Here is a 22,337-nt window from a genome sequence, read left to right as displayed (position 1 = left end):
CCGCCTGAGGCAAGGCACCCGCGCTGAAATTCTGCTGTCGCCGCTGGCACTGCTGACAACGGCGACAGAATCGCTGAAGGTCAGCCCTGCAGCAGCTTGGCCACGGCACGCTCGAAGCGGTCCAGGCCTTCGTCGATATCGGCATCCTCGACGACCAGGCTCGGTGCAAAACGCACTACGTCCGGGCCAGCCTGCAACACCATCAGGCCTTCTTTTTCTGCGGCATTGAGCACGTCCTTGGCCTTGCCTTTCCAGGCATCGGTCAGCACGCAACCGATCAGCAAACCGACACCACGGACGAGACTGAACAGCTCGATCTTCTCCAGGCGTGCCTTGAAGCGCTCATGCTTGGCAGTGACGGCGGCCAGGGTCTGCGGCGTGTTGATCACATCCAGCACTGCACAGGCCACGGCGCAGCCCAGCGGGTTGCCGCCGTAGGTGGTGCCGTGGGTGCCGGCGACCAGGTGCTTGGCGATGTCGTCGGTGGTCAGCATGGCGCCGATCGGGAAGCCGCCGCCCAGGCTCTTGGCGCTGGAGAGGATGTCTGGGGTCACGCCGTAATGCTGGTAGGCATACAGGTGGCCGGTACGGCCGACACCGGTCTGCACTTCGTCGAAGATCAGCAGCGCGTTGTGCTCGTCACACAGCTTGCGCGCACCTTCCAGGTAAGCCAGGTCAGCCGGCACTACGCCGCTCTCGCCCTGGATCGGCTCGATCACCACCGCGCAGGTCTTGTCGGAGATCTGTGCCTTGAGCGCTTCAAGGTCGTTGTAAGGCACATGGCTGATGCCGGTGATCTTCGGACCAAAACCGTCGGAGTACTTCGGCTGGCCACCGACGCTGACGGTAAACAGGGTGCGACCGTGGAAGCTGTTCACGGTGGAGATGATTTCGTGCTTGTCCGGGCCGAAGCGATCATGGGCGACACGACGGGCCAGCTTGAACGCAGCCTCGTTGGCCTCGGCGCCAGAGTTGCAGAAGAACGCCTTGTCGGCAAAGGTCGCGTCGACCAGCTTGTGCGCAAGACGCAAGGCCGGCTCGTTGGTGAATACGTTGGACACATGCCAGAGGGTATTGGCCTGCTCGGTCAATGCCTTGACCAGCGCCGGGTGGCAATGACCCAGGGCGTTTACCGCGATGCCGCCGGCAAAGTCGATCAGTTCGCGACCCGCCTGGTCCCAGACTCGAGAGCCCTCGCCTCGCACCGGAATGAACGCCGCCGGGGCGTAGTTGGGAACCATGACCTGGTCGAAATCGGCACGTTGCACCGGGGCTTGCTCAACGGACATCTGAGTCTCCTGAAGAGAAACGCTGGCCTGGGATTGGCGAGCGATGGGGGGATTGTAAGGACTGATCAGCGCCTGTCCTTGCGGCCAAGCGACAACTTGTTACAGCGCCAAACCGTGTTGCACAGAGGTTTTCGGCAATGCGACAAACACTGTCGCAATCGCGCAGTGTAAAGGAGGGACGCTGCGTCGGGGAGAGGTGGTGGGTAATTGAGAGAACAGTTGTTCACATGCTTGCCGGGGCCGTTTTGCGGCCCCTAGGCGCTACTTGTCGACCGAAGGCGCCGAACTAAGCTCGAAAGGGCTGTTGTTGCGCCGCTGGTTACGGTCTTCCCGCGGCGTCGCGCCGAAGAAGTTGCGGTAGGCGCTGGAAAAATGCGGCCCCGATGAGAACCCGCACGACAGACCGATCTGGATGATCGACTTGCTGGTCTGCATCAACATCTGTCGCGCCTTGTTCAAGCGCAGCTCGAGGTAATACTGACTCGGCACGCGATTGAGGTACTGCTTGAAGATCCGCTCCAACTGGCGCCGCGACACGCACACATGCTGGGCGATCTCATCGGTGGTCAGCGGCTCTTCGATGTTGGCTTCCATCAACAGCACGGCCTGGGTCAGCTTGGGGTGGCTTGAGCCAAGGCGGTTCTGCAGCGGGATACGCTGGCGCTCACCACCCTCACGAATGCGCTCGACCACCAGCTCCTCGGATACCGCACCGGCAAGCTCGGCGCCATGGTCACGGGCCAGCACGGCCAGCAGCAGGTCGACCACGGCCATGCCACCACAGGCGGTCAGGCGATCACGGTCCCAGTCAAACAGATGGCTGGTGGCAATCACCTTGGGGAAGCGTTCGGCAAAATCATCCTGCCAGCGCCAGTGCACCGCGGCGCGATAACCATCGAGCAGGCCCAGCTGCGCGAGGGGATAGACGCCCGCCGACAACCCGGCGATCACGCAACCGCTGCGAGCCAGCTGCTTGAGCCCGGACGACAGCGCGGCTGTGACCGTCTGCGGCGGCTCATCAGCCAGCACGAAGAGTTTCTGGAAACCTTCGAGACGGCCGTTCCAGGCCTCACCCGGCAACTGCCAGCCCTGCTGCTCGACAGGTTCGGCCTGGAGAAACACCAGATCGTAGATAACTTCCGGATGTACCCGCTGGGCCACCAGCAGTGCTTCTTCGGCCAAAGCCAAGGTCAGCGGCCGGGTGCTGGGCCAGATAAGAAAGCCGATACGCTGGGTGGTCATAGGGCGTGGTCCGAAACCTGAGAAGAGGTGGCGTCAGTTGCGCCAGGGATGGCTGCGCTCGCTGCGCAGCATGCCCTATTCTGGTGCAAAGGTGCAGCGTTACTTCAAGCTGCCCGAGAGAAACTGCTGGAGCCGTTCCGACTGCGGATTGACCAGCACTTCACGCGGATTGCCACGCTCCTCGACGATCCCTTTATGCAGGAACACCAGCTGATTGGAGACCTCGCGGGCAAAGCCCATTTCGTGGGTCACCACGACCATGGTGCGGCCTTCCTGGGCCAGCGACTGCATGACCTTGAGCACGTCACCGACCAGCTCCGGGTCGAGTGCCGAAGTGGGTTCGTCGAACAGCATCACTTCCGGCTCCATGGCCAGCGCACGGGCAATCGCCACACGTTGCTGCTCACCACCGGACATATGCCCAGGGTAGGCGTCCTTGCGGTGCGAAACGCCGACCTTGGCCAGGTAATGCTCGGCTTTTTCCAGGGCTTCTTTCTTGTTCATGCCGAGCACATGCACCGGCGCTTCGATGATGTTCTCGAGCGCGGTCATGTGCGCCCACAGATTGAAATGCTGGAACACCATCGACAGGCGCGAACGCATCCGTTGCAGCTGGCGCGGGTCGGCCGCCTTGAGCGCGCCTTCCTTGCCGGCAACCAGTTTGAGCTCTTCGTTGTTGAGCAGAATCTTGCCCGCGTGCGGTTGCTCGAGCAGGTTGATGCAACGCAGAAAGGTCGACTTGCCTGAACCGCTGGAGCCGATGATGCTGATCACATCGCCAGCCTTGGCCGCCAGGGAAACACCCTTGAGCACTTCATGGCTGCCATAGCGCTTGTGCAGGTCTTGGACTTCGAGTTTGTACATGCTGTCGGTTCTCACAGAGCGGTCAGTGCTTGCGCGGCGCCAGGTAGCCCAGCCAGCGGCGTTCAGCCATCTTGAACAGGCGCACCAGAATGAAGGTCAGGCACAGGTAGAACACACCCGCGGTGATGTAGGCCTCGAAAGGCAGGTAGTACTGGGCGTTGACGGTGCGCGCCGCGCCGGTGATGTCGATCAGGGTCACGATCGAGGCCAGGCTGGTGGTCTGCAGCATCATGATCACTTCGTTGCTGTACTGCGGCAGTGCCCGGCGCATGGCCGACGGCAGCAGGATACGGCGGTACATCTTGTAGCGCGACATGCCCATCGCCTTGGCTGCTTCGATCTCGCCATGGGGCGTGGCCTTGAGGCTGCCGGCGATGATTTCAGCGGTGTAGGCGCTGGTATTGACGGCAAATGCCAGGCACGCGCAGAAGGTCGCGCTGGACAGCCACGGCCAGAAGATACTCTCGCGCACTGCCTCGAACTGAGCCAGACCGTAGTAGATCAAGAACAGCTGCACCAGCATTGGCGTGCCGCGAATGACATAGGTGTAGAGCCATGCCGGCACATTCACCAGCGGCTGCTTGGACACTCGCATCAGCCCCAGCGGTACCGCTGCCAGCAAACCGAACAGCAGCGAGAACGCCAGCAGTTTCAGGGTGGTCAGCAAGCCGCCCAGGTACAGCGGCATGGCTTCCCAGATGACGTTGTAGTCAAAGATCATAGTTCTGCCGCCTTGACGCCTACCGAGTAGCGCCGTTCAAGGTATTTCAACGCCAGCAGCGAAACACTGGTAAGCACCAGGTACAGCGCAGCCACCGCCAGGAAGAAAGTGAAGGGTTCGCGGGTGGCATCAGCCGCCTGCTTGGCCTTGAACATCATGTCTTGCAGACCCACTACCGAGATCAACGCGGTGGCCTTGGTCAGTACCAGCCAGTTGTTGGTGAAGCCCGGAATGGCCAGGCGGATCATCTGCGGCACCATCACCCTGAAGAACACCTGGCGACTGCTCATGCCGTACGCCACACCGGCCTCGGCCTGCCCCTTGGGAATGCCCAGGAACGCGCCGCGGAAGGTTTCCGACAGGTACGCGCCAAAGATGAACCCCAGCGTACCGATACCGGCAGCCAGCGGGTTGAGGTCGATGTAGTCGTCATAGCCCAGCAGCGGCGCCAGCCGATTGAGCAAGTCCTGGCCGCCGTAGAAAATCAGCAGGATCAACACCAGATCCGGGATGCCGCGGATGACCGTGGCATACATATCGCCGAGCCAGGCCAGCCAGCGCACCGGCGACAGGCGCAGCGCCACGCCGATCAGACCGAGCACGATGGCCAGGGCCATCGACGACAGGGCGAGCTGTAGCGTCAGCCACGCCCCATCGAGGATGACTGCCCCGTAGCCTTTCAACATGATTGGGATTCCTCAGACCTAGGGAATGAAAAATGGTGCAAACCTCAGAGCCTCTGCTGTTTGCACCATTGCACAGTTGCGGTCCGACGTCTTACTTGGCCTCAGGCCCGTAGATGTCGAAATTGAAGTACTTGTCCTGGATCTTCTTGTACTCGCCGTTGGCGCGAATCGCGGCAATGGCAGCGTTGATCCGGTCAAGGTTTTCCTTGTCACCCTTGCGCACAGCAATACCGATACCGTCGCCGAAGTACTTGGCGTCGGTGAAGGCCGGACCTACAAAGGCAAAGCCCTTGCCGGCGTCGGTCTTGAGGAAGCCGTCTTCAAGCAGGGTGGCGTCGGCGACGGTGCCATCGAGACGACCGGCAGCGACATCCAGGTAGATTTCGTTCTGAGTGCCGTAAGGCACGACAGTTGCGCCTTGCGGGGCCAGCACTTCATTGGCGAAGCGGTTGTGGATCGAGCCGCGCTGCACGCCGATCTTCTTGCCCTTGAGCTCGGCCAGCGAGTCGCTGACGGTGGTGCCGTCCTTCATCACCAGACGTGCCGGGGTCAGGTAGTAGCGATTGGTGAAGTCGACCGACTTCTTGCGATCGTCGGTGATCGACATCGACGATAGGATCGCGTCGATCTTGCGCACTTTGAGTGCCGGGATCAGGCCGTCGAACTCTTGCTCGACCCAGGTGCACTTGACCTTCATCTCGGTGCACAGGGCATTGCCGATGTCGTAGTCAAAGCCAGCGATGCTGCCGTCAGGCTGCTTGAAGGCAAAAGGAGGGTAAGCGGCCTCGATACCGATTTTCAGCGGTTTTTCATCGGCGTGCGATACCAGGGAAAACACGGACAGCGCCAAGGCGCCAAGCAGTGCAAGCTTCTTCATCAGGTAACTCCATCGGTACGATACAAGGCAGGTGGTAACAGCTGCCCGAATGCGAATGGGTACAACGCAAGCCGCGAGAGGTATCGACCAGGGCCGCAGACCACGAGCGAGTGAGTGGCATTCTAACGACAGCCCGTTAGTCGATATTTCTTCAAAGCGACAACTAGTTATAGAAGCGCATGAAACAGCAGCGGGCGATATTGACAGCCCTTACGGTTTATGCAAGAGCGAAAAGGAAACAACCTGTAAACGAAGCAATAAGTGCGCCTATTATTGGCAAAGCCTTGTAATACGGCAAGTGTAGCGTGTCATCGGTTTTGCCGACGGCGTCTTAAGCCCTGTTTTGGGGCTCGTTTGGGTAGCCATGCCCCGCCCTGGTGCGACAGCGGTGACAGAATCGGTTACCGATGAATGTCGAAGTAACAGAATGCAAAAACCCCGCCGAGGCGGGGTTTTGTGGATTGGGGCTGCTTTGCAGCCCTTTCGCGACACAAGGCCGCTCCTACGGGGACCGCGTACATGCATCTTACGCGGTCAACTGTAGGAGCGGCCTCGTGTCGCGATAGGGCTGCAAAGCAGCCCCAGTACACCGATCAATCAGGCCGAAGCCAGGTTCATCGACTTGTGCGTATCGATCAAATGCTGCACCACCCCAGGATCCGCAAGGGTCGAAATGTCACCCAGAGCATCGTACTCAGCCGTGGCGATCTTGCGCAGGATCCGCCGCATGATCTTGCCCGAGCGGGTCTTCGGCAGCCCTGGCGCCCACTGGATGACATCCGGCGAAGCAATTGGGCCGATCTCCTTGCGCACCCAGTTTTTCAGCTCAAGGCGTAGCTGCTCACTAGGCTCGATACCGGAATTGAGGGTGACATAGACATAGATACCCTGCCCTTTGATGTCGTGCGGCACACCCACCACCGCCGCCTCGGCGACCTTGGGATGAGCGACCATCGCGCTTTCGATCTCGGCGGTGCCCATGCGGTGGCCGGAAACGTTGAGCACGTCATCCACACGACCGGTGATCCAGTAGTAACCATCTTCGTCGCGACGGGCGCCGTCACCGGTGAAGTACATGCCGCGGAAGGTCTTGAAGTAGGTGTCGACGAAACGATCATGGTCGCCATACAGCGAGCGCGACTGACCTGGCCACGAATCGAGAATCACCAGGTTACCCTCGGCCGCACCATCGATCAGGTTGCCGAGGTTATCGACCAGTGCCGGCACCACACCGAAGAACGGCCGCGTCGCCGAGCCCGGCTTGAGGCCAGTCGCACCCGGCAGCGGGCTGATGAGGATGCCGCCGGTTTCGGTCTGCCACCAGGTATCGACGATCGGGCAACGGCCTTTGCCTACGGCCTGGTGGTACCAGTTCCAGGCTTCCGGGTTGATCGGCTCGCCGACCGAGCCGAGCAGGCGCAGGCTGGAGCCATCGGCACCTTCGACCGCAGCCTGACCTTCGGCCATCATTGCGCGGATCGCGGTCGGTGCGGTGTAAAGGATATTGACCTTGTGCTTGTCGATGATCTTCGACACACGAGTGATGTCCGGATAGTTCGGCACACCCTCGAACAGCACGGTGGTAGCGCCGTTGGCCAGCGGGCCGTAGACGATGTAGCTGTGGCCAGTGACCCAGCCGACATCGGCGGTGCACCAGTAGACTTCACCCGGGCGGTAGTCGAATACCCGCTCATGGGTCAGCGCGGCGTAAACCATGTAGCCGCCGGTGGTGTGCAGCACGCCCTTTGGCTTGCCGGTGGAGCCTGAGGTGTAGAGGATGAACAGCGCTTCTTCGGCGCCCATTTCTTTCGGGGCGCAGTGGCTCGAAGCAACCTTCATCAGGTCTTCGTACCAGATATCGCGATGCTGGTGCCAGGCGATGTCGCCACCGGTGCGCTTGCAGACGATGATCTTCTGCACGCTGCTGGTTTCCGGGTTGGTCAGCGCCAGGTCGACGTTACCCTTGAGCGGGGTACGGCGACCGCCACGCAGGCCCTCGTCGGCAGTGATGACGACCTTCGACTTGCAGTCGATGATCCGCCCCGCCAGCGCTTCTGGCGAGAAGCCACCGAACACCACCGAATGGATCGCACCGATACGGGCACAGGCCAGCATGGCGACCACAGCTTCGGGGATCATCGGCATGTAGATGGTCACCACGTCACCGCGGTGCACGTCCTGGCCACGCAAGGCGTTGGCGAATTTGCAGACCTGCTCGTGCAGTTCGCGGTAGGTGATGTTGCGGCTCTCGGAAGGGTCGTCGCCTTCCCAGATGATTGCTACCTGATCGCCACGCTCTTCAAGGTGACGGTCCAGGCAGTTGTAGGAAACGTTGAGGGTGCCATCGGCGAACCACTTGATGTCGACATGGTGGTCGTCGAACGAGGTCTGCTTGACCTTGGTGAACGGCTTGATCCAGTCCAGCCGCTGAGCCTGCTCGCGCCAGAAACCGTCGGGGTTGATCACCGACTGCTGGTACATGGCCTTGTAGGTGGCCTCGTCGGTCAGGGTGGTCGCCGCAACCTCGGGACGAACGGGATACAGTGGAGCCGCACTCATCTGTGATACCTCGGTGTAATAGTTGTTTTTGTATGGAACCGTTTTTAACTGTAACAGAGTGCTCAGGGCCATTCGACGTTGGTAGTAGCGCCCCCCTCCTTTACCCACTGCGCCCTCAGCGATGGCTCTAGATCAGCCATGCCAGCACTTCGCCAGCCTCGCCACAGCACAGCGGCGCGGGATTGTTACAGAATCTGCCAACAGTCTTTATCAAAACCCGCTCTGTTTCAGCCGTACAACGCGGCCTAGAATTCCTCTCGCCAACAACGGCAAGGCGATTAACTTCCGACAGTAGCCCCCACCCAGCAGGTGTTAATCCCAAGATAATTAAAACCCTTGATTATCGTTTTACGCGCAGCGCCACACGCGCTGCGTGCACCCTCTCGCCCCTGTATAGGTAAATCGAAAATGAAAGCGTTACTGGTATTGGCACTTGGCACTCTTTGCAGCACCGCGGCACTGGCCGACGACCTTGCAAACAGCGCCAAGCAGATCCCGGTTGAACAGTACAACTACTCGCAGCACCTGGACATCGCCCGTGTTATCTCGATGAGCGCTGTGCCCAATGTCTGCGAAGTGGTACCGGCCCGCATGACCTATGAAGACTCGCAGGGCCAACAGCACATTCTCGAATACCGAGTAATGGGCAACGGCTGCTCGAACGGTTAAGCAGCATGAAACAGGGGCCCGCAAGGCCCCTTTCGCTTAATCCGCCCTATTGATCCGCTGATTTACCCAACGCGTATTCTCGCAACTTGTTGGCGATCGTCGTATGTGAAACACCCAGGCGTTTACCCAACGCACGACTACTTGGAAACTCCGCCAACAACGACTCCAACACCGCCCTTTCAAAACGCCCGACAATATCGGCAAGTTGCCCCTCCAGGGAAAACTCGCCTAACGGTTGGCGCACACCATAATCCGGCAAACGGATATGCTCGCTTTTAACTACACCACCCTCACACAATGAAACGGCTTGAAACAGTACGTTCTCAAGTTGCCGCACATTGCCCGGCCAATGATAGTGTGCAAGTTTATCCATGGCCGCCGACAGCAACTTGGGCAGTGGGCAGCCAATCTGCCGACTGGCTTGATCCAGAAAATGCTCGACCAAGCCGTCCAGGCCATCCATGCATTCACGCAGCGGCGGAATGTGCAGCGAGAGCACGTTCAAGCGGTGGTACAGGTCCTGGCGGAACTCACCCCGCGCGCACAACTCGGACAAGTCTACCTGGGTCGCGCAGATGACCCGCACATCCAGGTATACCTCTTCATCACTGCCGACCCGACGAAAGCAACCGTCCTGCAAAAAGCGCAGCAGCTTGACCTGCAGACGCGGGCTCATCTCGGCCACGCCATCGAGGAACAGGGTACCGCCTGCGGTCAGCTCGAGCAGACCGAGTTTGCCCTCGGCGCGGGCACCTTCGAATGCACCCGGCCCGTAGCCAAACAGCTCGGTCTCGGCCATCGACTCCGGCAAGCCGGCACAGTTGAGCGCCATCAATGGCGCCTGACCGCGCGGGCTGGCCAGGTGACAGGCGCGCGCCAACAGCTCCTTGCCCGTGCCGGTTTCACCTTCGATCAGCAGCGGCGCATCCAGTGGCGCCATGCGCCGCGCCTCGCGCACTACTGCCGCCATTACTTTCGAGCTTTGGAAGATACTGTCAAAGCCGCGCAGCTCCTGCTTGCGCACATTGTAGATACGCTCGCCGATGCGATCGGCACGGTGCAGGGTCAGTACGGCACCGGCCAGCGCTTCGCTTTCATCGTGCTCGGACTGCAGCGGCGCGATATCTGCCAGAAACACATCGCCCTTGAGCTTGACCCGCAGGCCGTTGATCCGCGACTGGTTGGCGCGGACCAGTTCAGGCAGGTCGAAGTCCTCGACATAGCGCGCCAGCGGCAAGCCCGGCACCTCGTCCACACGCACGCCCAGCAACTGCGCGGCGGCGCGGTTGGCGGCGACGATGCTGCCGCCCATGTCCACCGACAGCACCGGAAACTCGAGCGCGCCCAGCAGCGCATTCAATTCCATGTGCCGGCGCTCACTGGGCATCAAGCCGACGCGCTTGACGCCGAATACGCCAGTGATGGCCTCGAATTTGGGCCGTAACGCCTGAAATTGCAGGTTCACCAGATTTGGGCAATGCAGGTAGATCGCATTGCCATGGTCGCCGCCTACCTCACCGCGCAGCACGTTGATGCCGTACTCCACCAGCAGGTTGAGGATGTCCCGCAGGATGCCGATGCGGTTCTGGCAATGCACTTTGATACGCATGTAGAGGTCTCGTAGCTGCCGATTTCTAGCCGGCATGCAGAAAAGTCGTAAAGATAAGCTGACAAAAATAGCGCTTGGCTAGCGCACATGGCCGTGATTTTCCGGGATCACTGGCATTTTGTAAAATTAACGTTACGAAACCATAGCCAGAAACAGGTTAACGCGCGCGTAAACCCGGTGCAAAACCTTCGGCAACGGGATATTCCTAGGGGCAGTCGCAATCAAAACAATAAAGCCCTCACCAGGAGAGCCACATGAAACAGACGCACTACGTGGCCCGCGAGCCCGATGCGAACGGTTTTATCGACTACCCGCAAGACGAGCACGCAGTCTGGAATACTTTGATTACCCGCCAGTTAAAGGTAATCGAAGGCCGTGCGTGCCAGGAGTACCTGGACGGCATCGAGCAGCTCAAACTGCCCCATGAGCGCATCCCCCAATTGGGCGAGATCAACAAAGTGCTTGGCGCCACTACAGGCTGGCAGGTTGCACGCGTACCGGCATTGATCCCGTTCCAGACCTTTTTCGAATTGCTCGCCAGCAAGCGCTTCCCGGTGGCCACCTTCATCCGCACCCGTGAAGAACTGGACTACTTGCAAGAGCCGGATATCTTTCATGAAATCTTCGGCCACTGCCCGCTGCTGACCAACCCATGGTTCGCCGAGTTCACCCACACCTATGGCAAGCTTGGCCTGGCTGCGACCAAGGAAGAGCGGGTGTACCTGGCCCGGCTGTACTGGATGACCATCGAATTCGGCTTGATGGATACCGCGCAAGGCCAACGTATCTATGGCGGCGGCATCCTCTCCTCGCCCAAAGAGACGGTCTACAGTCTGTCCAGCGAGCCCGAGCATCAAGCCTTCGACCCGATCGAGGCGATGCGTACGCCTTATCGCATCGACATCCTGCAGCCGGTGTACTTCGTCCTGCCCAACCTCAAGCGCCTGTTCGACCTGGCCCATGAAGACATCATGGGCATGGTCCATCAAGGCATGCAGTTGGGCCTGCATGCACCCAAGTTTCCACCCAAGGTCGCTGCCTGAAGCCACCTTGACGATAACAACTCGAATTGGAACCACACCATGAATGCCTTGAACCAAGCCCACTGCGAAGCCTGCCGCGCCGACGCCCCGCAGGTCAGCGAAGCCGAACTGCCCGAGCTGATCCGGCAGATCCCCGACTGGAACATCGAAGTGCGTGACGGCCACATGGAGCTGGAACGGGTATTCCTGTTCAAGAACTTCAAGCACGCCCTGGCCTTTACCAATGCCGTTGGCGAAATCGCCGAAGCCGAAGGCCACCACCCAGGCCTTATGACCGAATGGGGCAAAGTCACCGTGACCTGGTGGAGCCATTCGATCAAAGGCCTGCATCGCAATGACTTCATCATGTGCGCCCGCACCGATGAAGTGGCCAAGAACGCCGAAGGCCGCAAGTAAACCCTCGCAATGGCGTCCTGTCCGATATCGACAGGGCCGCCACCCGCATAGCGCCGTACGCGGTCCCCGTAGGAGCGGCCTTGCGTCGCGAAAGGCCCGCAAGGCGGGCCCGGGGATTTTGCGGCGGACCTGAGAATCTGGGGACGCTACGCGCCCCTTTCGCGACGCAAGGCCGCTCCTACGGGCACCGCGTACGGCGTTGATGCGCGGGGTTGGAGAAGAAGCGCCCACAGCATTTCAGGGAGTATGAAAACCTTGAAAGGGCTGGCCGTAAGATAGCTGAGGGGCCACAAGATCCAGACTAACGACCGACCCGGCCGAGACGCTAGCCGACAGCTGATCGGCAAAAAGTTCAAACTGTCATGTCGACTGCTGTATCCTGCCCAAGCTTTTTCAAAGCCACACACGCGCCTGGCGCAGCCTTTTCAACTCACACTTGCGAGGACGACGAGATGCATGAGATCCCGAATCATCCCTTCCCAAGCCTGAACCCCGAAGAGCACACCGTTGCCGCCCACGCTGAACCGACGCCAGCCGTCGAGCAGAATGGCGACGATACATCCAGCGCTGATCAGGAATAACCGCGCACGGCAGTGTGAAAACGGCTGAACACGGGAAACCCCACTTCATCACGTTTTCACACCGTCCAGAATGCCGCCGGCAAGCCCAGCCTCATCAGCCAGACCTACCGCGCCCTCCTGCGGTCACCTCTCCATGACTCCCGCCTACCCTCGCTGAAACTCAGCGAAGGGCAAACTGCAGCACGACTTCGAGCGGATGGCGCAACTGTTTGTCAGCCAGGCGCTTGACCTGACTGCGGCAGGAATAGCCAGTCGCCAGGGGCTCGCCCTGTTTATCCAGCTTGGTCGCCCACGACTGCTCGAAGATAGTCCGTGAGGTCTGCTGGTTGCGCGCCTCATGCCCATAAGTGCCAGACATGCCACAGCAGCCGGTGGCCTCGGTGACCAATGTCAGGCCCATACGTGCAAAGACCTGCTCCCATTGCCGAGTGCTGGCCGGTACGTTGGTTTTCTCGGTGCAGTGCGCCATCAAGCGGAAGCTGGCGCCAGCGGCTGGCGCTTGTTCAGGCAACACATTTATCAGCCACTCCTGCGGCAACAGCACTTTCGGGCAGTCCTGCAGCCCCTCGACCTTCTGGTATTCCTGGCGATACACCAGGGTCATGGCCGGGTCCAGGCCCACCAATGGCACGCCACAGTCGGCCAGCGCCTTGAGCTGGCTGCCGTTGCGAATCGCCGCCTTGGCGAACGCTCCGAGGAAGCCCTGCACGTGCAGCGGCTTGCCGTTGGCGCTGTAGGGCGCGAGGAAAACTCGATGACCGAGGCGATGGGCAAGCTCGATGAACGAGGCCAGCAGCGGCGTTTCGAAGTAGCGGGTGAAGGCATCCTGCACCAGCACGATGCTGCGCTCACGCTGGGCCGGGGTCAATTCGCGCAGGGTCGGCACAGTGGCCATCTGCACGCGGCAACGGGTCAGCGTCGCCTGGAAGTTGAAGCGGCTGATCAATGGGCTGTCGACCATGCCGACCTTGTCGGCCAGCAGCTTGCTGACCCACTTCGAGCCCATCACCGCGTTGTACAGACCGGGCGCGTGGGCCAGGTACGGGATGCTGAATTCCAGCGAGCCAATCAGGTAGTCGCGCAGTGGCCGCTGGTAACGGCCGTGGTACAGCTCAAGGAAGCGTGAGCGGAAGTCCGGCACGTTGACCTTGATCGGACACTGCCCTGCGCAGGATTTACAGGCCAGGCAACCAGCCATGGCGTCGTACACCTCGTGGGAAAAGTCGACCTGACCCTGCTGCTGCGCACGGTTGTTGCGCAGCCGCATCGGCAAGCCCTTGAGCCAGGAGACCTTGTTGCGCGCCGCCGCCAGCACGTCGATATCCGCCGCCCCTTGCAGGCGCAGCCACTCGCGCATCAAAGAGGCACGGCCCTTGGGCGAATGCTGGCGCTCGCGGGTGGCCTTCCAGGACGGGCACATGGCGTCGTTGGGGTCGTAGTTGTAGCAGGCGCCGTTGCCGTTGCAGTGCACCGCGCTGCCAAAGCTCTGCCAGACGCGCTCGTCGATGGTCCGGTCGAGGTCGCCACGCAGGGTCACGCCATCGACCTTGGTCAGGCCTTCGGCGCTGTCCGGCGGGGTGCAGATCTTGCCCGGGTTGAGCTGGTTATGCGGGTCGAATGCGCCCTTCAGGCGCTGCAAGGCTGGGTACAGCGCGCCGAAATACTCCGGCACGTATTCCGAGCGCAGGCCTTTGCCATGCTCGCCCCAGAGCAGGCCGCCATAGCGCTTGGTCAGTGCTGCCACCGCATCCGAGATCGGTTTGACCAGCGCCGCCTGGGCCGGGTCTTTCATGTCCAGTGCCGGGCGCACGTGCAATACACCGGCATCGACGTGGCCGAACATGCCATAGGCCAGGCCATAGCTGTCGAGCAGCGCGCGGAACTCGGCGATGTAGTCGGCCAACTGCTCAGGCGGCACGGCGGTGTCTTCGACAAACGGCTGCGGGCGTACTTCGCCCTCGACATTGCCCAGCAGGCCGACCGAGCGCTTGCGCATGGTGTACACGCGAGTGACTGCCTCGGCGCCCTCGGCCAGGGTGTGGCCGAGCCGTTCTACACCCTTGTCAGTCTGCAGATGGCCGATGAAGGCCTGTACCCGGGCATTCACCTCGGCAGGGTCATCACCGCAGAACTCGATCAGGTTGATGCCCAGGGTTGGCCGCTCGGCATCCGCCGGGAAGTACTCGGCGACGCTGTGCCAGACGATATCCTGCATCGCCAGCAGCAGTACCTTGGAATCGACCGTTTCAATCGACAGCGGCTTGTGCGCCATCAGCGCATTGGCATCGCGCAGGGCGTCCATGAAGCTGCTGTAGCGCACGTTGACCAGCACTGCGTATTTGGGGATCGGCAGCACGTTGAGCTTGGCTTCGACCACATAGCCCAGCGAGCCCTCGGCGCCGCACAGCACGCTGTTGAGGTTGAAACGGCCCTGCTCGTCGCGCAGGTGCGCTAGATCGTAGCCGGTCAGGCAGCGATTGAGCTTGGGGAAAGTCGTCTCGATCAGTTCTGCCTGGGTTTCGTGAATGTCGCGAGCAATGCGGTACACCTCACCGGCGCGGCCGGGTGCGGCACAGGCCTGCTCAAGCGCCGCGTCATCGATCGGCAGGCTGTGCAGGCGCTCGCCGCCGAGCAGCACGCTGTGCAGTTCGAGCACGTGGTCACGGGTCTTGCCGTAGGTGCAACTGCCCTGGCCGCTGGCATCGGTGTTGATCATGCCGCCGACGGTGGCGCGGTTGGAGGTAGACAGCTCGGGCGCGAAGAACAGCCCGTGCGGTTTGAGTGCAGCATTGAGCTGGTCTTTGACCACGCCCGCCTGGACCCGCACCCAACGCTCTTCGACGTTGATTTCGAGAATGTTGTTCATGTGCCGCGACAGGTCGACGATGATGCCATCGGTCAGCGACTGGCCATTGGTACCGGTGCCGCCGCCGCGCGGGGTCAGCTTGATGCCGGCAAAGCGCGGCTCGCTCATCAGGGCTGCGACCTTGGCCACGTCGTCTGCGTGCAACGGGAACACCGCCGCCTGCGGCAGGCGCTGATAGATCGAGTTGTCGGTCGCAAGCACGGTACGGGTGGCGTAATCGGCGCTGATCTGGCCGGCGAAGCCACTGCCACGCAGGGCTTCGAGGAATTCTGGATAATTGGCGGCAGGCGCGCTGGTGTGCAACTGGGCGATCATCGTTGGATGGCCTTTTGATATGGGCTGATTCACGGTAAACCTGTCATTGCGGCATGCATCGCGCAGGCACTGATGACGAATAGGCCAATGTTCCTGTAGTTTGCCGCTGGGGGCAAACGGATATTCCTGCCGCTATTGATGAGCTTTATGAATGAATTACCGCCACCTGACGCCATCGATGTCACTGCTGCTGGCCTTCGAGGCAGCTGCACGGCATGAGAGCTACACCCGCGCCGCCGCCGAGCTGTCACTGACCCAGAGCGCGGTCAGCCGCCAGGTCCAGGCGCTGGAACAGCAACTGGGCCTGACCCTGTTTCGCCGCGAGGGCCGCCAGGTGCAGCTCACCGACGTCGGCCGGCTGTACCAGGGCGAGCTCAGCGAGGCGCTCGGGCGCATTCGCAGCGCGACCCTGCAGGCCTTGGCCTACCAGTCCGGCGTGGGCACCCTGCGCTTGGCCACCCTGCCCACCTTCGGCTCGAAATGGCTGCTGCCGCGCTTGCATGAGTTCTACGCGGCGCACCCGGGCATGCTGGTGCATATTCATTCGCGCATCGAAGCGATCAATTTCGACACCAGCGAGATCGACGCCGCCATCGGCGTGGCCAGCAATGACGTGCCCGGCCTGATCTGCCATCGCCTGCATGCCGAGCAACTGCTGGTGATCTTGCCGCCGGACGCTGCCCGCGACGGCCAGCAGTGGGACCCAACGCGGATCAGCCAGGAAGTACTGTTGAACGTGGCCAACAACCCTCATGCATGGGGCGAGTGGTTCTCCCATCACGAGCTGCCACACCGATCGATGCGCCTGGGGCCGAGCTTCGAGCTGACCTCACACCTGATCCAGGCGGTGCGCGCCGGCATCGGCATTGGCCTGGTGCCGCGGATTCTGGTCGAAGAAGAGTTGGCCAAGGGCGAGCTGTACAGCCCGGGGGCAGCCTTTGCCAGCCAGCGCAGCTACTACCTGATCTATCCGCCGCGCAACGAAGCGCTGCCATCGCTGCGGGCATTCCGTAGCTGGTTGCTGGCGCAGATCTGAACCCCAGCCAATAAAAAACCCGATGCCAGTGACCTGACATCGGGTTTTGCGTAAGGCCGCGAGCGCTACTTGGCCACGCTTTCCACAGCTGCCTCGGCAGGACCGGCACGTTTGCCGCCCTTGAGGACATAGGCCACATACATCACCAGCAACCATACCGGGATGGCGTAGACCGAGACCTGGATACCCGGGATCATCAGCATGGTACCGAGAATCAGCACCACAAAAGCCATCACCAGGTAGTTGCCGTAGGGGTACCACAACGCCTTGAACAGCGGTTTCTGGCCAGTACGGTCAAGGTGCTGGCGGAACTTGAGGTGCGAGAAGCTGATCATCGCCCAGTTGATCACCAGCGCGGCCACGACTAGCGACATCAGCAGCTCGAGCGCATGCTGCGGCATGAAGTAGTTGAGCAGGACCGCTACCAGGGTGACCGCAGCCGAAGCCAGGATCGAACGAACGGGCACGCCGCGCTTGTCGATCTTGGCCAGGCCGGCCGGCGCATCGCCCTGCTCGGCCATGCCGTAGAGCATGCGTGCGTTGCAGTAGGTGCCGCTGTTGTACACCGACAGCGCCGCAGTCAGGACCACGAAGTTGAGCAGGTGCGCGGCGACGTCGCTACCCAGCAGCGAGAACACCTGCACGAATGGGCTGCTGCCATAGCTGCCGCCGGCGGCTTCGATGCTTGCGACTAGGGCGTTCCAAGGGGTCAGCGAGAGCAGGATCACCAGCGCACCGATATAGAAGATCAGGATGCGGTAGATGACCTGGTTGATCGCCTTGGGGATAACGGTTTTCGGCTTGTCAGCCTCGGCCGCTGTGAAACCGAGCATCTCCAGGCCGCCAAACGAGAACATGATGATCGCCAGCGCCATCACCAGCCCCGTGACGCCATTGGGGAAGAATCCGCCGTGCACCCACAGGTTGGTGACCGACGCTTCCGGGCCACCGCTGCCCGAGGTGAGCATGTAGGCGCCCAGGCCGATCATGCCGACGATGGCCACGACCTTGATGATCGCGAACCAGAACTCGGTCTCGCCGAACACCTTCACGTTCATCAGGTTGATGGCGTTGATCAGCAGGAAGAACGCCGCCGCAGTGACCCAGGTCGGGATCTCGGGCCACCAGTAATGGACATACTTGCCCACTGCCGACAGCTCCGACATGCCCACCAGGATGTACAGCACCCAGCAGTTCCAGCCCGACAGGAAGCCGGCAAAACCGCCCCAGTACTTGTGCGCAAAGTGGCTGAAGGAACCTGCCACAGGCTCCTCGACGATCATCTCGCCGAGCTGGCGCATGATCATGAAGGCAATGAAGCCGCAGATGGCGTAGCCGAGGATCATCGATGGTCCGGCAGAGGCCATTACCCCGGCCGAGCCGAGGAACAGGCCGGTACCAATCGCGCCGCCGAGGGCGATCAACTGGATGTGGCGGTTTTTCAGGCCCCGCTTGAGCTCGCCTGACTGCTTGATTTGTCCACTCATGAACGAAGTCACCTGCTTGTTTTTATCTGTGACGGAATCGGACCCACCGCACTCGTGGCGCAGCGGAATGGGCAAGGTGGTTACCTTGGATTTTTTCTGGATTCACGGGACGCGACGGGCAACAGGCCCAGGATCGGTCAGCCGGGAGTCAGCAGAAATGCGCGGTACGCAAGGGGGTCACAGGTAAAACGCGGCGCATTGTATACCCTCGCAAGCGCGCAGGCGTCAACGCGATGCGTCATTTCCTGTAGGAAAAGCGCACCGATCCGGTGGGAATAGCCAGTTGTGGCAAACTGATCGGCGTACATTGCGCCTCCATTTGTTGTTTTATTAGCCGGGCTCTTTGGCCGGGCTGTGCACAGGGCATGGGGCTATATCAGCGTGTTGCGGGGGACTGGGCAAGGGGCTGATTGGGTGCAGGGAGGGCTCTGGGGCGGGGGTTTGGCAAGTTTGCGTTACGCGCTGGGCGTTAGCTTTGAGAATCGGGTGATTGCGTAAGGATTTCTTTACGAGGCGGATGGAAAAGTTGCCAGGCATTGCGCCTGGGTGTTTGGGCTTGAGCGAACTGGGGCCGCTGCGCGCCCCAGATCACACGCTATCAGCCGCGCGGCTTGCCGCGACCACCACCAGCAGGCTTGCCACCGGTTGGACGACCGCCACTGGTGCGGGCACCATCAGGCTTGTTGCTGCGCTTGCGGACATCGCTTGGACGCTCGGCCACCGCACTGGCGGCCGGAGCACGGCTGCCCTTGCGCGCAGCAGCGCTGTCTTCACGCGGCGCACGGGCCGGGCGCTCGGCCTGGCCTTCCTGCGCTGGGCGCAGATTGCGTACACGCTCGCCACGGCCCAGCGGACGGCTGGACTTGCGCTGCATACGCTCCATCTTGTCCTTGGCCTTGAGGTTCAAGGTCGGCAGCGCCACCGGCTGCAGGCCCACTTCAGCGGCAAGGATGTCGATTTCGTACTGGCTCATTTCGCGCCAGCGGCCCATCGGCAGGTCGGAGTTGAGGAACACCGGACCGAAGCGCACGCGCTTCAGACGGCTGACGATCACTCCTTGCGACTCCCACAGGCGACGTACTTCGCGGTTACGGCCTTCCATCACCACGCAGTGGTACCAATGGTTGAAGCCTTCGCCACCCGGCGCTTTCTGGATGTCGGTGAACTTTGCCGGACCATCTTCAAGCACTACACCAGCCTTCAGGCGGTCGAGCATTTCGTCATCGACTTCGCCGCGCACACGCACCGCGTACTCGCGGTCCATCTCGTAGGATGGGTGCATCAGGCGGTTGGCCAATTCGCCGTCAGTGGTGAACAGCAGCAGGCCGGTGGTGTTGATGTCGAGGCGACCGATGTTGATCCAGCGGCCCTCTTTCGGGCGCGGCAGGCGATCGAACACGGTTGGACGGCCTTCCGGGTCGTCACGGGTGCAGATCTCGCCATCGGGCTTGTTGTACATGATCACCCGGCGGGTGGCTTCGGAAGCCTCCACACGCTTGATCAGCTTGCCATCGACCGAGATCGCGTCATGCATGTCGACACGCTGGCCAAGGGTTGCGGCAACGCCGTTGACCTTGATCCGGCCCTGGCTGATCCAGGCCTCGACATCCCGACGCGAGCCCACGCCGATGCGGGCGAGAACTTTTTGCAGTTTTTCGCCGGATGGAGGAATAGGTTGGGTATCGAGCAGCTCTTTGTCACTCATCTGGGCACCTCCCGGTGTAAGAATGAAATGCGGTATCTGGCCACGAATGAGCCAGAGGGGCGCGCACTATACGCGGTTCATCAGCCAGGCGCACTGCAGAGTAGCGCCTTTTACGCAGGCAGCCAGGCTTTGCGCCGAACGGTCAACTCAGTTCGGCGTCATCTTCGGGCAACGGATCCGGCTGCGCCTCGGGCAGGTCTTCAAAATCAATTTTCAGACCTTCTTCCATCGCATCCAGCTCGACCAACAGGCTGCGGAAGCTGGTTTCGGTCGGCGCCTCGCCCGCCTCTTGCTCGCCCAGACTGGCATCAGCCAACGCCTGCAGATGCGCTGGCACCGGGGCGTCGTCAGGGTCAAGCAGGGGCTCGGGCTCCATCTCGCGAAGCTCGGCCAGAGCCGGCAACTGGTCGAGGCTCTTCAGATTGAAATGATCGAGAAACGCCTTGGTAGTGGCAAACATCGCTGGCCGCCCCGGCACTTCGCGGTAACCGACGATGCGGATCCACTCGCGCTCCATCAGCGTTTTGACGATGTTGGTGTTGACCGCCACACCACGCACGTCTTCGATCTCGCCGCGAGTGATGGGTTGGCGATAGGCTATCAGCGCCATGGTTTCAAGCAAGGCGCGGGAATAGCGCTGAGGCCGCTCTTCCCACAGCCGGCCCACCCACGGCGCAAAGTTCTCGCGGACCTGCAGACGATAGCCACTGGCGACCTCTTTGAGCTCAAAGGCGCGGCCATTGCAGGACTTGGCCAGCAGATCAAGGGCTTTCTTGAAGACAGCCGGTGCCGGACGCTCGGTTTCATCGAGCAGCTCGTACAGCCGTTCAAGCGATTGCGGCTTGCCCGAGGCCAGCAGAAAGGCCTCGATCAGCGACGCCAGGTCGCGCGGTTCATTCAGGTTCATTGGGGTTGGGTCGGCTTGTTTCAGTCGGTCCGCGCACGGACGTGGATCGGGGCGAAGGGCTCATTCTGCACCAGTTCGATCAGCGATTCCTTAACCAGCTCCAGAATCGCCATGAAGGTGACCACCACGCCGAGTTTGCCCTCTTCGACGCTGAACAGCTCGACAAAGGGCACAAAAGCCCCGCCCTTGAGGCGCTCCAGCACCTCACTCATGCGCTCGCGGGTGGAGAGTGTTTCGCGGCTGATCTGGTGGCTCTCGAACAGGTCATTGCGGCGCATGACTTCAGCCATCGACAGCAGAATCTCTTCCAGGCTGACGTCAGGCAGCAGCTTGCGCACCTGTGCCTGCGGTGCGTCGAGCTTGGGAATGATTACGTCGCGGCCAACCCGAGCGAGGGTGTCGATACCCTCGGCTGCGGCCTTGAAGCGCTCGTACTCCTGCAAGCGGCGGATCAGCTCGGCCCGCGGGTCGCCCTCCTCCTCTTCAATCTCGCTGGAACGCGGCAACAGCATGCGCGACTTGATCTCGGCCAGCATGGCGGCCATCAGCAGGTATTCTGCGGCCAGTTCGAGGCGCACCGACTTCATCAGCTCGACGTAGGTCATGTACTGGCGGGTGATTTCCGCGACGGGAATGTCGAGGATGTCGATGTTCTGCTTGCGAATCAGGTACAGCAGAAGATCGAGCGGGCCTTCAAATGCCTCAAGAATCACTTCAAGCGCATGCGGCGGGATGTACAGGTCCAGCGGCAGTTCGGTAACCGCCTCGCCATACACCAGCGCTAGCTGTAGCTGTTGCGGTACCGAAAGGTCGCTGGCCGCCGCTTCGGGCTGCGCCAGTTGATTCACGCATCCACCAGGAACGGCGTCGGATCGCCGCAGCCAACCCGGATTACTTCAGGCTCGTCACCGCTGAGGTTGATCACCGTCGACCCTTCGACATTGCCAAAACCGCCATCAATGATCAGGTCGACGTGATGTTCCAGCGCCTGGCGGATCTCGTAGGGGTCATTCATTGGCTCTTCGTCGCCGGGCATGATCAGGCTGACGCTCATCAATGGCTCGCCCAGCTCGGCCAGCAACGCCAGCGCGATCGGATTGGACGGCACGCGCAAGCCGATGGTGCGGCGCTTTTCATGCAGCAGCAGGCGCGGCACTTCGCGCGTGGCATTGAGGATGAAGGTATACGGCCCCGGTACGTGCGCCTTGAGCAGGCGGAACGTGGAGGTGTCGATCTTGGCAAACAGGCCCATTTGCGACAGGTCGCAGCACAGCAGGGTGAAGTTGTGGTTCTTGTCGAGCTGGCGCAAACGGCGCACCCGTTCGATGGCGCTCTTATCGCCGATCTGGCAACCCATGGCATAGGCGGAGTCGGTTGGATAGACCACCACCCCACCCTTGCGAATGATTTCAACGGCCTGTTTGATCAGGCGCGCTTGCGGGTTCTCCGCATGAATCTGGAAAAATTGGCTCACTAAGTCGTCCT

19 protein-coding genes are annotated in these 22,337 nt (G+C 61.2%); 5 read left to right on the top strand and 14 right to left on the bottom strand.

Annotation, left to right across the window (positions count from 1 at the left end):
- Nucleotides 1-80 precede the first annotated feature (80 nt).
- From ACQZ2L_RS16830 to acs, 7 genes are all read right to left on the bottom strand, one after another.
- Nucleotides 81-1,289: an aspartate aminotransferase family protein gene (locus ACQZ2L_RS16830; protein WP_430327046.1), complete on the bottom strand. Its 1,209-nt coding sequence runs from the start codon at nt 1,287-1,289 to the stop codon at nt 81-83.
- Between the two features lie 261 nt (nt 1,290-1,550).
- A complete protein-coding gene (gene argR / locus ACQZ2L_RS16825) occupies nt 1,551-2,531 on the bottom strand; it encodes a transcriptional regulator ArgR (protein ID WP_430327045.1) in 981 nt (326 codons plus the stop codon).
- Nucleotides 2,532-2,630: 99 nt separating this feature from the next.
- On the bottom strand, nt 2,631-3,395 hold the full coding sequence (locus tag ACQZ2L_RS16820) for an ABC transporter ATP-binding protein (RefSeq protein ID WP_101317710.1): 765 nt from the start codon (nt 3,393-3,395) through the stop codon (nt 2,631-2,633).
- 22 nt (nt 3,396-3,417) lie between these two features.
- Entirely contained in the window at nt 3,418-4,116 is a 699-nt protein-coding gene (locus ACQZ2L_RS16815; protein ID WP_101317708.1) for an ABC transporter permease, read from the bottom strand.
- Entirely contained in the window at nt 4,113-4,802 is a 690-nt protein-coding gene (locus ACQZ2L_RS16810) for an ABC transporter permease (protein WP_101317706.1), read from the bottom strand. Before ACQZ2L_RS16810 ends, ACQZ2L_RS16815 begins: the two co-directional genes overlap by 4 nt.
- Before the next feature lie 91 nt (nt 4,803-4,893).
- Nucleotides 4,894-5,679 (bottom strand): ABC transporter substrate-binding protein, encoded by a 786-nt coding sequence (locus ACQZ2L_RS16805; RefSeq protein WP_430327044.1) that lies wholly within the window; start codon nt 5,677-5,679, stop codon nt 4,894-4,896.
- 597 nt (nt 5,680-6,276) lie between these two features.
- Entirely contained in the window at nt 6,277-8,238 is a 1,962-nt protein-coding gene (gene acs / locus ACQZ2L_RS16800) for an acetate--CoA ligase (protein ID WP_430327043.1), read from the bottom strand.
- 408 nt (nt 8,239-8,646) lie between these two features.
- On the opposite strand from acs, the gene ACQZ2L_RS16795 reads away from it, so the two are divergent.
- Nucleotides 8,647-8,907: a DUF2790 domain-containing protein gene (locus ACQZ2L_RS16795; RefSeq protein ID WP_430327042.1), complete on the top strand. Its 261-nt coding sequence runs from the start codon at nt 8,647-8,649 to the stop codon at nt 8,905-8,907.
- Between the two features lie 46 nt (nt 8,908-8,953).
- On the opposite strand, the gene ACQZ2L_RS16790 is transcribed toward ACQZ2L_RS16795, so the two are convergent.
- Nucleotides 8,954-10,516: a sigma-54-dependent transcriptional regulator gene (locus tag ACQZ2L_RS16790; protein WP_430327041.1), complete on the bottom strand. Its 1,563-nt coding sequence runs from the start codon at nt 10,514-10,516 to the stop codon at nt 8,954-8,956.
- A 254-nt stretch (nt 10,517-10,770) separates the two neighbouring features.
- On the opposite strand from ACQZ2L_RS16790, the gene phhA reads away from it, so the two are divergent.
- The 3 genes from phhA to ACQZ2L_RS16775 all read left to right on the top strand — a co-directional run bounded on the left by phhA (nt 10,771) and on the right by ACQZ2L_RS16775 (nt 12,536).
- Nucleotides 10,771-11,559, top strand: coding sequence for a phenylalanine 4-monooxygenase (gene phhA, locus ACQZ2L_RS16785; protein ID WP_181088171.1), 789 nt, complete (start codon nt 10,771-10,773; stop codon nt 11,557-11,559).
- Between the two features lie 39 nt (nt 11,560-11,598).
- Nucleotides 11,599-11,955 carry a 4a-hydroxytetrahydrobiopterin dehydratase gene (locus ACQZ2L_RS16780; protein WP_101317695.1) on the top strand — a complete coding sequence of 119 codons (357 nt, stop codon included), beginning with the start codon at nt 11,599-11,601 and terminating at the stop codon, nt 11,953-11,955.
- 452 nt (nt 11,956-12,407) lie between these two features.
- On the top strand, nt 12,408-12,536 hold the full coding sequence (locus ACQZ2L_RS16775; protein ID WP_430327040.1) for a hypothetical protein: 129 nt from the start codon (nt 12,408-12,410) through the stop codon (nt 12,534-12,536).
- A 160-nt stretch (nt 12,537-12,696) separates the two neighbouring features.
- Here the strand turns inward: ACQZ2L_RS16775 and ydiJ are convergent, their stop codons facing one another.
- Nucleotides 12,697-15,717, bottom strand: a complete 3,021-nt coding sequence (gene ydiJ, locus ACQZ2L_RS16770) for a D-2-hydroxyglutarate dehydrogenase YdiJ (protein ID WP_430327039.1) — start codon at nt 15,715-15,717, stop codon at nt 12,697-12,699.
- Between the two features lie 151 nt (nt 15,718-15,868).
- Between ydiJ and ACQZ2L_RS16765 the strand changes: the two genes are divergently transcribed.
- Complete coding sequence (locus ACQZ2L_RS16765) at nt 15,869-16,753, top strand: LysR substrate-binding domain-containing protein (protein ID WP_430327038.1); 885 nt, start codon at nt 15,869-15,871, stop codon at nt 16,751-16,753.
- A gap of 65 nt (nt 16,754-16,818) precedes the next feature.
- Here the strand turns inward: ACQZ2L_RS16765 and ACQZ2L_RS16760 are convergent, their stop codons facing one another.
- The 5 genes from ACQZ2L_RS16760 to ACQZ2L_RS16740 form a co-directional block, all read right to left on the bottom strand.
- Entirely contained in the window at nt 16,819-18,240 is a 1,422-nt protein-coding gene (locus tag ACQZ2L_RS16760; protein WP_430327037.1) for an amino acid permease, read from the bottom strand.
- Between the two features lie 598 nt (nt 18,241-18,838).
- Nucleotides 18,839-19,945 carry a 23S rRNA pseudouridine(2605) synthase RluB gene (gene rluB / locus ACQZ2L_RS16755; RefSeq protein ID WP_430327036.1) on the bottom strand — a complete coding sequence of 369 codons (1,107 nt, stop codon included), beginning with the start codon at nt 19,943-19,945 and terminating at the stop codon, nt 18,839-18,841.
- Nucleotides 19,946-20,087: 142 nt separating this feature from the next.
- Nucleotides 20,088-20,852, bottom strand: coding sequence for an SMC-Scp complex subunit ScpB (gene scpB, locus ACQZ2L_RS16750; protein WP_430327035.1), 765 nt, complete (start codon nt 20,850-20,852; stop codon nt 20,088-20,090).
- Between the two features lie 20 nt (nt 20,853-20,872).
- Nucleotides 20,873-21,586, bottom strand: coding sequence for a segregation and condensation protein A (locus tag ACQZ2L_RS16745; RefSeq protein WP_430327151.1), 714 nt, complete (start codon nt 21,584-21,586; stop codon nt 20,873-20,875).
- A gap of 110 nt (nt 21,587-21,696) precedes the next feature.
- Nucleotides 21,697-22,326, bottom strand: coding sequence for an L-threonylcarbamoyladenylate synthase (locus tag ACQZ2L_RS16740; RefSeq protein ID WP_430327034.1), 630 nt, complete (start codon nt 22,324-22,326; stop codon nt 21,697-21,699).
- Nucleotides 22,327-22,337: the final 11 nt, after the last annotated feature.

The sequence above is a fragment of the Pseudomonas shirazensis genome, from assembly GCF_050496565.1.
GTDB lineage: Bacteria > Pseudomonadota > Gammaproteobacteria > Pseudomonadales > Pseudomonadaceae > Aquipseudomonas > Aquipseudomonas shirazensis_A.
The sequence above is the reverse complement of the archived record's forward strand: the minus strand, read 5'-3'. Positions and strand labels throughout refer to the sequence as shown.

Bases quoted from the DNA above. Each gene is read 5' to 3' on its own strand.
- ACQZ2L_RS16815 (WP_101317708.1), bottom strand. From the start codon at position 4,116: ATGATCTTTGACTACAACGTCATCTGGGAAGCCATGCCGCTGTACCTG.
- ACQZ2L_RS16775 (WP_430327040.1), top strand. From the start codon at position 12,408: ATGCATGAGATCCCGAATCATCCCTTCCCAAGCCTGAACCCCGAAGAG.
- phhA (WP_181088171.1), top strand. From the start codon at position 10,771: ATGAAACAGACGCACTACGTGGCCCGCGAGCCCGATGCGAACGGTTTT.
- ACQZ2L_RS16830 (WP_430327046.1), bottom strand. From the start codon at position 1,289: ATGTCCGTTGAGCAAGCCCCGGTGCAACGTGCCGATTTCGACCAGGTC.
- ACQZ2L_RS16790 (WP_430327041.1), bottom strand. From the start codon at position 10,516: ATGCGTATCAAAGTGCATTGCCAGAACCGCATCGGCATCCTGCGGGAC.
- ACQZ2L_RS16810 (WP_101317706.1), bottom strand. From the start codon at position 4,802: ATGTTGAAAGGCTACGGGGCAGTCATCCTCGATGGGGCGTGGCTGACG.
- ACQZ2L_RS16795 (WP_430327042.1), top strand. From the start codon at position 8,647: ATGAAAGCGTTACTGGTATTGGCACTTGGCACTCTTTGCAGCACCGCG.
- acs (WP_430327043.1), bottom strand. From the start codon at position 8,238: ATGAGTGCGGCTCCACTGTATCCCGTTCGTCCCGAGGTTGCGGCGACC.
- ACQZ2L_RS16760 (WP_430327037.1), bottom strand. From the start codon at position 18,240: ATGAGTGGACAAATCAAGCAGTCAGGCGAGCTCAAGCGGGGCCTGAAA.
- ACQZ2L_RS16765 (WP_430327038.1), top strand. From the start codon at position 15,869: ATGAATTACCGCCACCTGACGCCATCGATGTCACTGCTGCTGGCCTTC.
- ACQZ2L_RS16820 (WP_101317710.1), bottom strand. From the start codon at position 3,395: ATGTACAAACTCGAAGTCCAAGACCTGCACAAGCGCTATGGCAGCCAT.
- ACQZ2L_RS16805 (WP_430327044.1), bottom strand. From the start codon at position 5,679: ATGAAGAAGCTTGCACTGCTTGGCGCCTTGGCGCTGTCCGTGTTTTCC.
- argR (WP_430327045.1), bottom strand. From the start codon at position 2,531: ATGACCACCCAGCGTATCGGCTTTCTTATCTGGCCCAGCACCCGGCCG.
- rluB (WP_430327036.1), bottom strand. From the start codon at position 19,945: ATGAGTGACAAAGAGCTGCTCGATACCCAACCTATTCCTCCATCCGGC.
- scpB (WP_430327035.1), bottom strand. From the start codon at position 20,852: ATGAACCTGAATGAACCGCGCGACCTGGCGTCGCTGATCGAGGCCTTT.
- ydiJ (WP_430327039.1), bottom strand. From the start codon at position 15,717: ATGATCGCCCAGTTGCACACCAGCGCGCCTGCCGCCAATTATCCAGAA.
- ACQZ2L_RS16780 (WP_101317695.1), top strand. From the start codon at position 11,599: ATGAATGCCTTGAACCAAGCCCACTGCGAAGCCTGCCGCGCCGACGCC.